Source organism: Streptomyces sp. NBC_00539 (assembly GCF_036346105.1).
In the GTDB taxonomy this organism is placed as follows: domain Bacteria; phylum Actinomycetota; class Actinomycetes; order Streptomycetales; family Streptomycetaceae; genus Streptomyces.
The window spans coordinates 95,268-109,366 of record NZ_CP107812.1 but is presented as its reverse complement, the minus strand read 5'-3'; the positions used below and the strand labels follow the sequence as shown (position 1 = coordinate 109,366).

Sequence of the window (14,099 nt, the reverse complement as noted above, 5' to 3'; positions counted from 1 at the left end):
GGTTGGCGGGCCGCCGCCCGTATCGTGGACTTCCCCCATGACCTCCCCCGCCATCGCTCCGCCGACGGGGCCGGCCGCCGCCGGCCCGAGCCGCCGACTGGTCCTCCTGCTTGCCCTCACCTGCGCCGTGGCCGTGGGCAACCTCTACTTCCCGCAGGCCATCGGCCCGCTGATCGCCACCTCCCTGCACATCCCGGCCGACCGGGCCGCCCTGGTGGTCACCGCCACCCAACTCGGCTACACCGCCGGGATGGTGCTCCTGGTGCCGCTCGGCGACCGGATCCGCCACCGCACGCTCCTGGTCGCCCTGCTCTCCCTCAGCGGACTCGCCCTGCTGGCCGCCGGCTGCGCGCCCGGCCTGCCGCCGCTGGCCGCCGCGAGCGCCCTGGTCGGGCTCACCACCGTCGCCGCGCAGATCATCAGCCCCCTGGCGGCCGGCCTGGTCGCGCCCGACCACCGGGGGGCGGTGCTCGGAACCCTGCTCAGCGGCTCGACCGGCGGCATGCTGCTGGCCCGCACGTTCAGCGGCACCCTCGGCGAGTGGCTGGGCTGGCGGGCCCCCTACCTGGCGGCCGCCGCAGCGGCCCTGGTGCTCGCGGCCGTCATGGCGTACGCGGTGCCGTCCACCACCCCCGCCGCGTCCGCCACCCGGGGTTCCTACGTCGCGCTCCTGGCCGAAGCGCCGCGCCTGCTGCGGGCCGAGCCGCAACTGCGCCGCTCCTGCTTCTACCAGGCCACCGTCTTCGGCGGGTTCTCCGCCGCCTGGACCTGCCTGGCGCTGCTGCTGACCGGCCCGGTCTACGGCTACGGGGCAGAGGCCGTCGGCCTGCTCGCCCTGGTCGGGGCGGGCACCATGCTGTGCACGCCGTACGCCGGGCGCCTGGTGGACCGTCACGGACCCGGCCGCGTCAACCTGGTCTCCCTGCTGGGGGTCCTCGCCGCGGCCGCCGTCCTCGCGGGGGGCTCCCTCGGCGGCCCGGCCGGCCTGACCGCCCTCACCGCGGGCACCCTGCTGCTGGACGTCGCCATGCAGTCCGGCACGCTGGCCAACGTCTCCCGGGTGTACGCCCTGCGTCCCGACGCCCGCAGCAGGCTCAACACCGCCTACATAACCTGCGCCTACCTGGGCGGCACCGCCGGCTCCTGGGTCGGCGTCCGCGCCTACACCGCCTTCGGCTGGCCCGCGGTCTGCGCCCTGATCGCCCTCCTGGCATCAGCGGCCCTCACGCGCCACCTCACCCCACGCCGCCCGAATCCGCTCGTCCCGCCCGTGCGATGAGTGGGGCCGCGGCACCGCCCGGACGGGAGCAGGTCGCAACGGACACCCCCGTGCCCCATTGCGACCGCCCGCCCGACGGCGCGTTTTCCAGTCAAGTAGATGACCGTTCGCGACGGCCCGTCTCCAGTTGACTAGATGACGGCCGCCTTGAAACATACGCGTCGGCCGACCGCCCCTGTCAAGTCGGTTAGATTGTTGGCGGGCGGGCCGGCCCCAGCCGACATCCAGTCGAGTAGAGATGCCACACGACACCGCAACAGTGACCGCTGAATCGGTGAGGACCGAGGAGTGCCGCGATGGGTGAGTACAACAGCGCGGGCGAGCAGGGCCGGGGCCCCATCGCCCACCGGCTCGATCACCTGATCCGCACCCTGCACCCCAGGGACCGCGGCCCGTACACCTACCAGGAGATCGCCGATTCCATCCGGGAGCAGGCCGGCCCCGACGACCCGACCGTCTCCCACGGCACCATCCACAGCCTCCACAAGGGCAAGGTCACCAACCCGAGCGTCGACACCCTGCGCGCGCTCGGCAAGTTCTTCGGCGTGGGCGCCAAGTACTTCCTCGACGACGAGGTCGCCGCCCGCACCGACGCCCGCATCAAGGAGCTGCGCGAAGGCGCCGACCGGGCCGAAGCCGGCCGCGAACTCGCCGACGCCCTGGAGGACAAACAGGTCAAGGCCGTCGCGTTCCGGCTGAGAGGGCTGTCGGCCGCGGCCCTGCGCGGCATCACGTCCATCGTCGACGGTGCCCGCCAGGCCGAGGGCCTGCCCCGCGTCGACCGGACCCCCGTCCCGGGCCCGGCGGTCGGCCCGGGCGCCGGCTCCGTCCCGGGCGCCGCGGTCGGCACCGCCGCCGGCCCGGCCACGAGTCCCGACCACCCCTCCCACCCGTAGCGCCGGCCGTACCGTGGGCAACGCGGAGTTCGACCATGCATACGACCGCTGTGACCGGATGCCACTCCCGTGGCGCACGCCGCACGAAGTCAGCCCGGACGACCACACCACCCGGGCCGGAATGGAACGCGATATGAGATGGCGCAGGCGACCGGCCGATCCCTGTGTCGGCATAGCGGAGCGACTGCACATACCGCAGCCCTTCGACCTCTCGGCCTTCTGCGCCCACATCGCCTCACAGCGCGGCCGCCCCCTCCTCCTCCTGCCCCTCGAAGGGCCGCCCCAGCCGGACCTGCCCTGCGGCATCTGGATCGGTCTCGACACCGCCGACCTGGTCTTCTACGACCAGAGCGCCTCGGACCTGCTGCGCGTTCAGATCATCCTGCACGAGATCTCCCACATGCTGCTCGGCCACGTCGCCCCGCAGTTCGACGTCCCCCAGGACGCCACCGCCAACGAACTCGCCGCCGCGGCCGCCCACTTCGAACGCCTCCTGGACATGACCGCCCCCGCCGTCGAAGGTCTGGACGAGCACACCATGGTGGCCCGCCTCATGCGGGCCGAAGCCGAACGGCTCAGGGCCACCGCGGCCGCCCCCCGGCCCGGCGACGACGAACTCGAACTGTCCGGCAGCCGCATCCTGAGCCTCCTGGGCCGCACCAAGTTCGACTCCGACCAGGAGAAGGACGCCGAGACCCTGGCCACCCTCGTCCTGGAACGCATCAGCCGCGACGAGGACCGCTCCACGTCCGACGGCGCCGCCGACGTCATCCACCGCCTCCACGACGCCTTCGCCCACCCCGCCCGCCGCACCCACCGGAACCGATGAGCATCCTCAAGATCACCATCATGGTCATGCTGTGGGCGGTGGCGTTGTGGCGCCTGCCCTCCGCGATCCGCGTCCCGCGCCAGCGCTCACTGTGGCTGGCCTTCACCGGCCTGGCCCTGGCCACCACCCTCGCGATGCCGCCCGTCAGCAGCTTCCTCGACACCTGGACCGGCATCAACAACATCTCCGTACCCGCCAAACACGCGGTCGGCATCGTCGCCTGCGGCGCCATCCTCGACTTCGTCTTCTCCATGGCCCGCCCCCAGCTCGTCCAGCGCACCCGCCTGCCGCACCTGGTCCTCGCACTGGCCGTCATGCTCCTCATGGGCGTCCTCTTCGCCCAGGTCGACCAGCCCACCCGCGTCGAGAACTTCTACGAGGCCTACGCCGGAACCCCCGCGGCCACCGCCTACCTGCTCACCTTCACCGCCTACCTGGGCCTGGCCATGGGCCTGTCCACCTGGCTCTTCCTCTCCTACGCCCGCCACGCCGGCGCCCGCTCCCTGCGCAACGGCCTGCGGCTCCTCGGCACCGGCACCGCGGTCGGCGTCGTCTACGCCGCCATCCGCATCGCGGCCCTGCTGGCGCGGCTGTTCAGCGACGGCCCCCTCGCCGACGAGGAAACGATCCAGCACACCGCCGACCTCGTCGAATACCTCGCCATCGGACTGATCATCATCGGGAACTCCCTTCCCGCGGCGGGCGTCCTCGCCCGCACGGCCGCGGACTGGCGGGCCGGCCGGCGACTGCGCCCCCTGTGGAGCTCGCTGACCGAAGCCGTCCCCGACATCACCCTCCCCACCCCCCACCGGCACGGCATCCGCGTCCACTTGCACCGCACCGTCATCGAGATACGCGACGCCAGCCTCAGCCTGATGCCGTACGTCTCCGCCACCGTCCGGGACCGCGCCGACCGCGCCGCCGAGGAGGCCGGACTGCACGGCGAGGAACGCGAAGCCATGGCCGAGGCACTGTGGCTGCGCGCCGCCCGCGCCGCGAAGCTGCGCGGCACCGCCCCGGTCGCCGACCCCGCCCGGGGCCACGGCTCCGCACTGGAGGACGTCGACTTCCCCGCCGAAGTCCACCGCCTCCTGCTGATCAGTGCCGCCTACCACTCACCCGCCGCGACAGCCTTCCCCACCGCGCCCGCCCCGGAGCCCCGATGACCCGCACCGCACCCGCCCCGACGCAGGAGCCGGCCGCCGAATCCCGCGCCGCCCGCCTGATCACCGACGGCCTCGAACCCAAGAACTGGATCATCGCCGTCACCCTCCTGACGGGCTGGCACGCCGACCGCCTCACCGGCGTCGGATGGGGCCTGCTCGCCGCCCTGTTCTGCGGCGTCGTCCCGATCCTCTTCATCAAGTGGGGCGAACGGCGCGGCCACTGGGGCGACCGGCACGTCCGCCGCCGCCAGGACCGCCTCCTGGTCATCCCCGGCATCATGGCGTCCGTCGCCGCCTGCATCGCCCTCATGGCCACCCTGGACGCGCCCGGCGAGATGATCGCCCTGATCGCCGCGATGCTGGTCACCCTGGTCGCCATCTTGGCCATCACCACCGTCTGGAAGGTCTCCGTGCACACCGCGGTCTCCTCCGGCGCCCTCGCGATGCTCGCCCTCGCCTACGGCCCCTGGGCGCTGGCCGCCTACCCCCTGGTCGCCCTCGTCGGCTGGTCCCGCGTCGCCCTGCGCGACCACACCCCGGCCCAGGTCCTCGTCGGCACCCTCCTCGGCGCCGCCACCGCGGCCCCGGTCTTCGCCCTCGTCCGCTGACCGGAGGGGCCCGCACGATCCGCTGACCGCAGGGTCCCGCACGACCGGGCCCCGGCCTCCTCGAGGAGACCGGGGCCTTGGTCACGCTCCCGCGCGCCGGACGGGAGGGGTCACCGCACGCTGGCGCAGCGGGGCACGAGACCGTCGAGGACCGCGGTACAGGCGGCCTGCAAGGCGGCCTCCAGGTCCGTGTCCTCCTCGGGGCCCCGCGTCCACTGGTAGAGCGTGCCGAGGTAGATGTCGCGCAGCAGGTGGCCGGCGAGCTCCACGTCGACGTCCTGGGGCACGTCGCCCCGTTCGCGCCCCGCCCTGATGAACTCGCTGAACATGTGGGCGGCGTACGGGTGCTCGTGGAGCGGGAACCCGGCGCGCACCCAGGCCGTCAGCATCGCCTTGGTCTGCGCCGGGTTGCGCACGCTGATGTCGGCCAGGATGCTCATGCACCGGGACAGGACGTGCCGGGTGGCCTTGTCCTCGGGGTTGGTGAGCCCGCCCGCTTCCAGGCCCTCGCGCAGCAACTCGCGCCGTTCCTGCCCCCATTCGGCGATGAGGTCTTCCTTGCGCTGGAAGTGGTTGAAGAAGGTGCCGCGCGCGACATCGGCCCGTTCGGTGATCTCGTCGACCGTGGTCTGGTCGTACCCCTGCTGGGTGAAGAGGACCAGCGCGGCTTCGTAGATGCGGTTCTTGACACGCAGTTTGTTGCGTTCACGGCGGCCCTGCGGTTGCGTCGCGGTGGTGGCCGGTGTGTCTCCCATGTGTACTCCTGTCGCGCGCGGTGTGCGGGGGTGGCCCGTCCCGGCTGCCGCCGCCCGTGGTGTGAACGGGGGAACGGGTTCAGTCGCCCGAGGGCTGGACAGGACCCTGCACGGGCAGTTCCCTCCACTTGTACCACGATCCATGAATGAACAATAGTGCATGTTTATGCCGTGACGGAAAACCGGCCGCGGGAGCGGGGGCGCCTGGTCCGCACCGCTCCCACCGGCCGGTTTCCCCGGTTCAGTCGCGCACGGATCGCGCCGCGGCCACCTCGCTCGCCAGGCTCCGCAGACTGTCCTCACCGAGCAGCCGCAGCAGCGCGATGTCCCGGCCCGTCTCGCGCCGTACGCGGCCGCGCAGTTGCGCCGCGGTCACCGAGTCGATGCCGTACGCCTGGAGGGTGCGCCGCAGGTCGAGGCGGTCCCGGGGCATGCCCAGGACATGGGCCGCCGCGTTCAGGAACGCCTCGCCGGCGTCCTGCCCCCCGCCGGCCGGCCCGCGCGCCACCCCGGCCGGCCGGGGCGCCGGCGCGGCGGCCTTCGCCTCGAACGGCCCGACGGCCGTGGCCGCCTGCGCCGGCTGACGCACCAGAACGGCGTGCTGGCACCCGGCCGGAAGACGGTCCACGACGCGGGTCAGCGCCGACATCGGCATGCGCACGGTGTCGCCGATCCGCTGCGCCGAGCGCTGCACCCGCTCCAGCGGTGTTCTGGCGCGGCTGGAGCCGCCCCCGAGCCGGTGCAGCCGGATGCCGCGGAACTCGGCCAGGACCGTACCCTCCAGGTCCCTCACCACCACCTCCGCCCGGGCCTCCCGGCCCGACTGCCGCGGCGCGAACCGCGCGTGGACCCAGACCTCGTCACCGAGCGGGTGGTGGAACCGCACCTGCTCGAACGAGGCGGTGGCGTAGGTGCTGTCGGCCGGCAGCGACACGGGGACCGCGGCCAGCAGCAGCATCAGGCACCCTTCCCAGGCCGCGTGCGGGGACGCCGCGGGCCGCCCCAGCTGGGCGACCACCTCACCGTCCCTGCGCCACAGGTGCCGCACGGTGCGCAGCCCGGGACCGGGGACGTAACCACGGCGGGCGAGCGCGGCGAAGAACCGGTCCGGCGTCACGTGCGTCGCGCAGCGCCCCAGAGCGGCGGCGAGGTGCCCCTCCACGCCGGGACCCGGGTCCACCCCCGGGCCCTGGCCGCCCGGCACCCCGTCCAGGCGCACCCGCGCGCTCAGCCCGGTCCGCGGCGCGTCGCCCACCGTACGGACCTCCGCCCGCAGCGGACCGGCTCCGGTCCCCGTCGTCACCTCCAGGGTCAGGGCGCCGTCCTGCGGCACGTCCACCAGGTCCCCGACCCTGACGTCCTCCAGGACGACCGTCCCGGCGGGCGCGGTGGCGGCGACCGCCTCGTGCAGCGCGGCCAGGTGCAGCACCGGGGGTACGGGGGCGAGACCGCGCAGGGTGACCACCGCGCCGGTCAGGTCCGCGCTGATCCGGGTGACGCGGTCCGCGGGCCGGAGGGGCCCGGCGGCCGGCGTCCGGCGCAGCACCTCCGTGTCCCAGGGGTAGGCGGGAAGCTTCACCTGCCGGGCCGGTCCCCTGAACCAGCGCTCCCAGTCCACCCGGCCTCCCGCGGCGAAGAACGCGCCGAGCGAGCGGGTCAGCGCCAGCGCCTCGTCGGCGGTGCGCCGCGTCGTGGAGGCGACGACGGCCGACACCCCGCCGGACTCCATGGCGATGTCCTCGATCGACGTGAGCAGCAAGGGGTGCGGGCTCATCTCGACGAAGACGGCGGCGGCCTCCTTGACCAGTCGCCGGATGCCGTCGAGGAAGCGGACCGGACGTCTCATGTTGTCCATCCAGTACGCGGCGTCGAGCTCCGCCCCCGTCAGTAAGCAGTCGCGGACGGTGGAGTGCAGGGGCACCCGGCCCTCGCGGGGAGCGATGCCGGCCAGTCGCACGAGCAGTTCGTCGCGCAGCTGGTCCATGACGGGGGAGTGGGAGGCGACGTTCACCCGTACCGGACGGTGGAAGACCCCCTCGCGCTCCAGCCGCCGCCCGATGCGCTCCAGTGCGGCGGCGTCCCCGGCGAGCACGGTCGAGGTGGGGGAGTTCTCGGCGGCGACGCAGACGCCGCCCTCCTGGGCGGCGACGTCCGCCGCCTGCTCGGGCGAGAGGTCGACGGACAGCATCGCGCCCTGCCCCGCGGTGCCCTGCATCAGCGCGCTGCGGCGGCAGATGACGGCCGCGGCGTCGGCGAGGGTGAGTGCGCCGGTGACGGCGGCGGCCGCGCTCTCGCCCATGCTGTGCCCGATGCACACGTCGGGGTCGACGCCCATGTCGCGCCAGACGGCGGCCAGGGCCACTTCCATGGCCCACAGCACGGGCTGCACCGCGCCGACCTCGTCGGGGAAGTCCCGGGACGCCGAGGCGAGGACCTCGCGTACCGACCGGCCCGTCTCGCCGCGCACGGCCTCGTCGCACTCCTGGAACGCGCGGGCGAAGGCGGGAGTGGTGGCCATGAGCGACAGGCCCATCCCCGGCCACTGGGAACCCTGCCCGGGGAAGACGAAGACCGTGCGCTTGTCCGTACCGAAGTCGGCGTCACCGGTTCCGGCCCGCTCCGTGGCCCGGCCGGCGGCCACGTCCCGCAGTGCGGCGGCCAGTTCCGCGTGGTCGGCCCCGGTCGCCCACAGCCGGAAGGGATGGGCGTCGCGGTGCAGCGCCGCGGTGGCGCACAGGTCCCACAGCGGCAGCGCGCGGCCGGCCCCGCCGGGGGAGAGGTGGTCGGCCCAGTGGGCGGCGAGCCGGCGCAGGGCCTGCTCGGAGCGCGCGCTGAGCACGAGCAGGTGGGCGGGCCTGCCTTCGGGCAGTTCCGTGGGACCGTGGGCGGGCAGCAGCGGGGAGCGCTCGGCCTCGGCGACGACGACGTGTGCGTTGGTGCCGGACAGGCCGAAGGAGCTGACGCCGACGACGGCGGCGCGGCCGTCCGTCTCCAGGCGCTCGTTCCCGGTCACCAGGCGCAGCCGGTTCGCCCCGTCCGTGAGCAGGGGCTGGGGGTCGCGCAGGTGCAAGGAGGCGGGGATGACGCCGTGCCGGGCGACGAGGACGGCCTTGATGAGACCGGCGATGCCGGCCGCCGCTTCGGCGTGCCCGATGTTCGACTTCACCGAACCGCACCTCAGCGGCCCCCGCGCCGGCCCGCGTTCGCGCGCGGCCGCGGCCAGGACCTGCAGTTCCACGGCGTCACCCACGGGCGTGCCGGTGCCGTGGGCCTCCACGTAGTCGAGGTCCGACGGCTCGATCCCCGCGTCCCGCCACGCCCTTCGGACCATGTCGTCCTGGCCCGCGACCGCCGGCTTGATCAGTGATCCGCTGCTGCGTCCGTCGTTGGTCACGGCACTGCCCGGCAGCAGGGCGAGTACGGGGTAGCCGGCCCGCTCGGCGTCCTCGAGCCGGCTGAGGACGACGACACCGATGCCCTCGCTGCGGACGAACCCGTCCGCGCTCGTGTCCCCGAACTTGCATCGGCCGTCGGGCGAGAGCATGGCCGCCTGGGAGAAGGCGATCGCGTCCAGCGGGGAGAGGATGATGTTGGCGCCACCCGCGATGGCCAGGTCCGTCTCGCCGCTCAGCAGGCTCTGACGGGCCATGTGTACGGCGACCAGCGACGACGAGCAGGCCGTGTCGACCATCATGCTGGGCCCGCGCAGATCCAGGTCGTAGGACAGGCGCCCCGAGGCCATGGCCCGGAAGTAGCTGCCGGCCGCCTCGCGCAGGCTGTTGCCGTCGGCGGTGCTGTGGCGGCCGTAGTCGGCGGTGGCCTGTCCTATGTACACGCCGGTGGCGGAGCCGGCGAGCGCCGACGGCCGGATGCCGGCGTCCTCGAGCGCTTCGCGGACCACCGGAAGCAGCAGGCGGTGCTGCGGGTCGACGCTGGCGGCCTCCGCCGGCGAGATCCCGAAGAAGCCGGCGTCGAAGAGGAAGGGGTCGTCCAGGAAGCCCCCGTGACGGCTGACGGTACGGCCCGGGGTGCCGGACCGGTCGGCGACGTAGGGCGTGATGTCGAAGCGTTCGGCCGGGACGTCGGTGATGCAGTCCTTGTTCGCGATGAGGTTGTCCCAGAACTCCTCGACGCCGCGGGCCTGGGGGAATCTGCACCCCATTCCGACCACCGCGATCGCCGTTGCCCCGTTGCGTCCACTCATGAGAACCCCCTGTCAGCGGTGACGCGCTGAGGGCGCGTCAGGGCGCTGCCCCCCGGCAGCTCCGCAGCGGGATCGTAGTTCAAATGTGGACCGCAGGACAATGATGAGCTTCCAGCTCACCTTTGGCTTGAATGGTGCGGTCCCCCAGGTGGCGGCTCGTCACGGTGCGGCCGTCGAACGGAAACCCCCATGGGCAACACGCGAAAACTGGTCTATGGTAAAAACTCGTACTCCAGACCAAGAAGGAACGCCGGTCGTAACATGGACCGCAGGGCAACCCCTTGTCAGGGGTGCGCGCCACCCTGCACCCGCCGGCCACACAGGATCGAGGAGGGGGACCTCGGATGGTTTCGTACGTATCCCGACCAGCGCCTTCGCCGAGTGCGCCGGAGCGCGTCGGCGAGGGCGCCGCCGGGCCACGGGGGCCGGGAGGCGGTGCGCCGGTCTCCGTGCTGGAGAGCGTGCTCCACCAGGCGGCCCGCCTCCCGTCGCTCGCGGCGAAGTACGAACGGGAGCTCGCGCGGCGCACCTTCGCCCTCGCCGACCTCCCCGTACTCACCCCGGACGAACTTGCCACGGCGACCGCCGAGGCCCTCGCCCTCAACGCGGGCGGGGGACTGCTGTGGGCGCACGGCGGCACGCTCGACGCCCCGGACCTGACCCTGCTGCCGGAGCAGATGTTCACCTCCGAGATCCGCAGCGCCTGGAACCCGCTGCGCACCACCGACGTCGTCGCGAACCTGCACCCCGCAGGACGGATGCAGCCCGACCACTACTTCTTCAACCGGTTCGCCACCGCGTCCGGCGCCACCGTCCTGCCGCTGGGGCCCTTGCCCGAGGGCACCGACGACGACTGGCTGCGCTTCCTGGCCCGCAACCACGTCACCGCCATCGCGGCGCCCCCGCACGCCGTCACCCGGCTGCTGCGGGCCAGCGCCGCGGGCCGGCCGCTGCCCTGGCTGCGCACCCTGATGCTGGGAGGCGCCGCCCACGACACCACCGACGAGGGCCTGCTCGCCGCGCACTTCCCCTACACCGCCGTGTGGCGCCTGTACGGGACCCCCGCGGCCTGGGTGATCGGGCAGCGCGGCCCGCACTGCCTGGCCGGCATCTACCACCCGCTGCCGCACCAGCACGTGGAAGCGGTGGACGGGCGGTTGCTGGTCACCACCCTTGCCCCCTCTCGCATCCCGGCGCTCATCCGCTACGACACCCAGGAGCGCGGTGAGTTCGCGTACTGCGCGTGCGGCCGGCCGGGACCGGCCCTGCGGGTCCTCGGCACCCGCCCGCCGTTCTTCCGTTTCCACGGACGCACCCTGTCCGCCCGCGAACTCGTCGACCTGGCCACCGCCCACGACGAGGTCACCGCCGCCCAGGTCGTGCTCACCCCCGAACAGCGGATCCAGCTGCGCATCCGCCTCGCCCCCGGCGTACCCGACGACCACCACAGCCACGCCTGGATCCGGTTCCGGGTCCTGGAGGGCCACCTCGCCCTCGCGGCGTGCGCCCTCGAACAGCCGGACGCGTTCGATGTGGTCGCCGTCCAAGAGCTCACCGGCACGTCCGTCCTCGTCACCGAGGAGCGCTGACGTGCCGGAGAACGCCGGCAAGGAAACCGTCACACCGATGAGAGGAATTGTCATGCCCGATCAGCTCACCTCCATGCAGGACACGGTCACGGCCCAGGCGGACGACGAAATCCTCGTCGCGGTGCGCGCGGTGGCCCCCGAGATCGACGAGATGATCAAAGCCGAGCCGCTGCCCGAGGGATGGCTGCGCGGCTGGGACGTCGCGGGAGTCGTGATGCGCGCGGCCCCCGAGGGATTCAGCCCCAAGCCGGGCGACCGGGTCGTGGCCGTGGCCACGAGCACCGAGTGGTCGTCCTGCATGGCGCTGCCCACCGAGTACGCCACCGTCCTGCCCGACCACGTGAGCTTCGAGCAGGCGGCGGCGCTGCGCGTGGCGGTCCTGACGGCACTGCGCCTCGTACGCAGCGCGGGCACCGTCCGCGGCCGGGCCGTCATGGTGACCGGCGCCGGGGCCGGCATCGGACGGCTCCTGGTGGAACTGCTGGCGGCGCTGGGAGCCGACGTCACGGCGCTGGTGGCCGACGCCGGGCAGGCCGCCGAGGCAGCGGAACTCGGAGCCGCGTGGGCGACGGCGGACCCGGCCGAGGTCACCGGCGCCTTCGACATCGTCTACGAGGCGGCGGAGGCGGGGCCGGCGGCCGCCGGGGCCGGTCTGACGGCCGACGGGGGGACGGTCTACCTCTACGAGAGCTTCGCCGCGCGGCCCGTGGACATCGGCTTCTTCCGGTTCTTCGGCGGCCCCGAGCAGGCCGGCCTGCGTCATTTCGTCTTCCGCACGGCGACTCCGGAGGACCGGGGCCTCGCCCAGCTGCTGGACCTGATGACCACCGGCGAGCTGTCGCTCGGCCCGGCGGCCGTCGCGCAGCCGACCGCGGTCTGATCACACGCCATGGGGGGTGCGGCCGTCCGGCCGCACCCCCCATGGCGTTTTCGCGTTCCGGTGTCAGCGGGCGGCGGCCGCCGCCGGGCCGAGCCACCAGGTCAGTTCGGTGTGCAGACGGTCCAGGTCGCCGCTGTGGCCGTGGGCGGCTATGTGCCCGTCGGGCCTCACGAGGTAGTAGCCCTGCTGCCCGCAGCCCGTCGAGGTGCGGGCGGAACCCGCCGACAGGTCGACGGTGCGCACCTGGGGCCATCCCGCGGCGAGCGCGCGGGTCTGGGTGCGCCAGGCCGCCGCGTCGCCCGCGCAGGTCACCACCAGGGACCACCCGGCCGGAAGTTCGCCCGGTCCCGCGATCCGGTGCGGCAGGGCCAGCTCCCGGGGGAAGACCGCGCCGACGACCAGGCCGCCGGGCAGCTTCGAGCGCAGCCGGCACGGCCCGCGCCCCGAGGGCACCTGGGTGGCGCGCGTGGCGGGGTAGGCCAGCCGGCGCCCCGCCATGACCGGCGCGTAGAGCCCGAACAGCCCGCTGCGCTCGGCCAGGCGGAAGGCGATGTCCCGGGCGGCGACCGCGGCGGGCTTCTGCACCATCCACCCGCGGGTCTGGATGTCGGTGTCCCGCACCACCCGGCGGGCCACGGCGGCCCGTTCGGGCCCGTAGGTGCGCAGCAGGTCGCAGGGCGCCTGGCCGTGGAGCACCGCCGCGAGCTTCCACGCCAGGTTGTGGGCGTCCTGGATGCCCGTGTTGAGGCCCTGCCCGCCCGCGGGGCTGTGGACGTGCGCCGCGTCCCCCGCGATGAAGACCCGTCCCAGCTGGAACTCGCTGGCGTGGCGGGCGTGGATGCGGAATTCGCTGACCCACACCGGCTCGGTCAGCCGCACGCCCCGCGGTCCGCGTTCGTCCACGATCTTCTGCATGCGCTCGACGCTGACCTTCTCGCCCGCGGGCAGGCTGGAGAAGAACCGGAAGACACCGCCCGGCAGGGCCACGATCACCAGCGCGCCTGCCGACGACTGGTAGTACAGGGCCTGGTCCGGCGGCAGGAAACCCTCGATGCGCGCGTCGACGAGGGCGAAGGCGCTCTCGTACGTGCTGCCGGTGAACCCGCCGCCGAGCTGGGCCCGTACCGCGCTGCCCGCACCGTCGGTGCCCACGACGAAGGGGGCCCGGGTGCGCTCGATGCGTCCGTCGCCGTGTTCGAGCACGGCGGTCACCTCGGCGGCCCCCTCGATGCGGCCGGAGAAGTCGACGCCCTCCAGGGTGAGCAGCCGCACCCCCCGCTCCACCTTGCCGCCCAGGCTCGCCAGCCGCTCGCGCAGGATGCGCTCGGTCTCGTTCTGCGGCAGGCACACGGGGCTGAGGTGCTGCGGGAAATCGAACCCGGCCAGGCGCCGGCGTTCGGAGAAGTAGCTGAACGCGTTGATCTGGATCCCGGCCCCGCGCAGCTCGCCGAGGACGCCGAGGTCCTCGAAGAGGTCGATGCTGCGCGGCCACACCAGCAGCGCCTTCGGGAAGGGCGAGGGCTCCGGCGCGCGGTCGATGACGCGCACCCGTACGCCCCTGCGCAGCAGTTCGCAGGCCGCCGTCATCCCGCTCGGCCCCGCCCCCACGACGAGCACGTCGTAGGGCTCGGGCGCCCCGTCCGTCCGCGCCTGTTCCAAGGTGCCCGGCATATCCGTCCCGCCTCTCATTGACGACAACCATCAAATCTCTTATGTTTCTTCGAAACCTTACATCCCCGCTCGGGGCCTGGCGAGAGGAACGGGCCATCGAAGGCGAGCAGCCCCCCGACGCCACCCGAGACGCGCCCCCACGTACCGGGAGCGCCTGGCAAGCCCCCCGTCAGCCCAGGCGCTCCCTCCTCCCCCCCCCGGCACCCCCTCCGCACCCGAACA

10 protein-coding genes are annotated in these 14,099 nt (G+C 73.6%); 7 read left to right on the top strand and 3 right to left on the bottom strand.

The genetic code is table 11. The features are described from left to right. The first annotated feature begins 37 nt into the window (after positions 1–37). The 5 genes from OG861_RS32735 (at position 38) to OG861_RS32715 (ending at position 4,778) form a co-directional block, all read left to right on the top strand. Entirely contained in the window at positions 38–1,279 is a 1,242-nt protein-coding gene (locus tag OG861_RS32735) for an MFS transporter (protein ID WP_329203194.1), read from the top strand. Positions 1,280–1,575: 296 nt separating this feature from the next. After that, complete coding sequence (locus OG861_RS32730) at positions 1,576–2,175, top strand: helix-turn-helix domain-containing protein (protein WP_329203196.1); 600 nt, start codon at positions 1,576–1,578, stop codon at positions 2,173–2,175. A gap of 133 nt (positions 2,176–2,308) precedes the next feature. Continuing rightward, entirely contained in the window at positions 2,309–3,004 is a 696-nt protein-coding gene (locus OG861_RS32725) for a hypothetical protein (RefSeq protein WP_329203198.1), read from the top strand. Next, a complete protein-coding gene (locus OG861_RS32720; protein ID WP_329203200.1) occupies positions 3,001–4,170 on the top strand; it encodes an MAB_1171c family putative transporter in 1,170 nt (389 codons plus the stop codon). Before OG861_RS32725 ends, OG861_RS32720 begins: the two co-directional genes overlap by 4 nt. Then, positions 4,167–4,778: a phosphatase PAP2 family protein gene (locus tag OG861_RS32715; protein ID WP_329203202.1), complete on the top strand. Its 612-nt coding sequence runs from the start codon at positions 4,167–4,169 to the stop codon at positions 4,776–4,778. The genes OG861_RS32720 and OG861_RS32715 overlap by 4 nt, the downstream gene beginning before the upstream one ends. A gap of 110 nt (positions 4,779–4,888) precedes the next feature. On the opposite strand, the gene OG861_RS32710 is transcribed toward OG861_RS32715, so the two are convergent. Together OG861_RS32710 and OG861_RS32705 are read right to left on the bottom strand one after the other, a co-directional pair. Continuing rightward, positions 4,889–5,533: a TetR/AcrR family transcriptional regulator gene (locus OG861_RS32710; protein WP_329203203.1), complete on the bottom strand. Its 645-nt coding sequence runs from the start codon at positions 5,531–5,533 to the stop codon at positions 4,889–4,891. A 241-nt stretch (positions 5,534–5,774) separates the two neighbouring features. Beyond that, positions 5,775–9,737, bottom strand: coding sequence for a type I polyketide synthase (locus OG861_RS32705; protein WP_330261996.1), 3,963 nt, complete (start codon positions 9,735–9,737; stop codon positions 5,775–5,777). A 449-nt stretch (positions 9,738–10,186) separates the two neighbouring features. Between OG861_RS32705 and OG861_RS32700 the strand changes: the two genes are divergently transcribed. Next, a complete protein-coding gene (locus OG861_RS32700; protein ID WP_329203208.1) occupies positions 10,187–11,326 on the top strand; it encodes a hypothetical protein in 1,140 nt (379 codons plus the stop codon). Between the two features lie 52 nt (positions 11,327–11,378). Beyond that, a complete protein-coding gene (locus tag OG861_RS32695) occupies positions 11,379–12,206 on the top strand; it encodes an alcohol dehydrogenase (RefSeq protein ID WP_329203209.1) in 828 nt (275 codons plus the stop codon). A gap of 63 nt (positions 12,207–12,269) precedes the next feature. On the opposite strand, the gene OG861_RS32690 is transcribed toward OG861_RS32695, so the two are convergent. Continuing rightward, positions 12,270–13,877: an FAD-dependent monooxygenase gene (locus tag OG861_RS32690; RefSeq protein ID WP_329203211.1), complete on the bottom strand. Its 1,608-nt coding sequence runs from the start codon at positions 13,875–13,877 to the stop codon at positions 12,270–12,272. Positions 13,878–14,099: the final 222 nt, after the last annotated feature.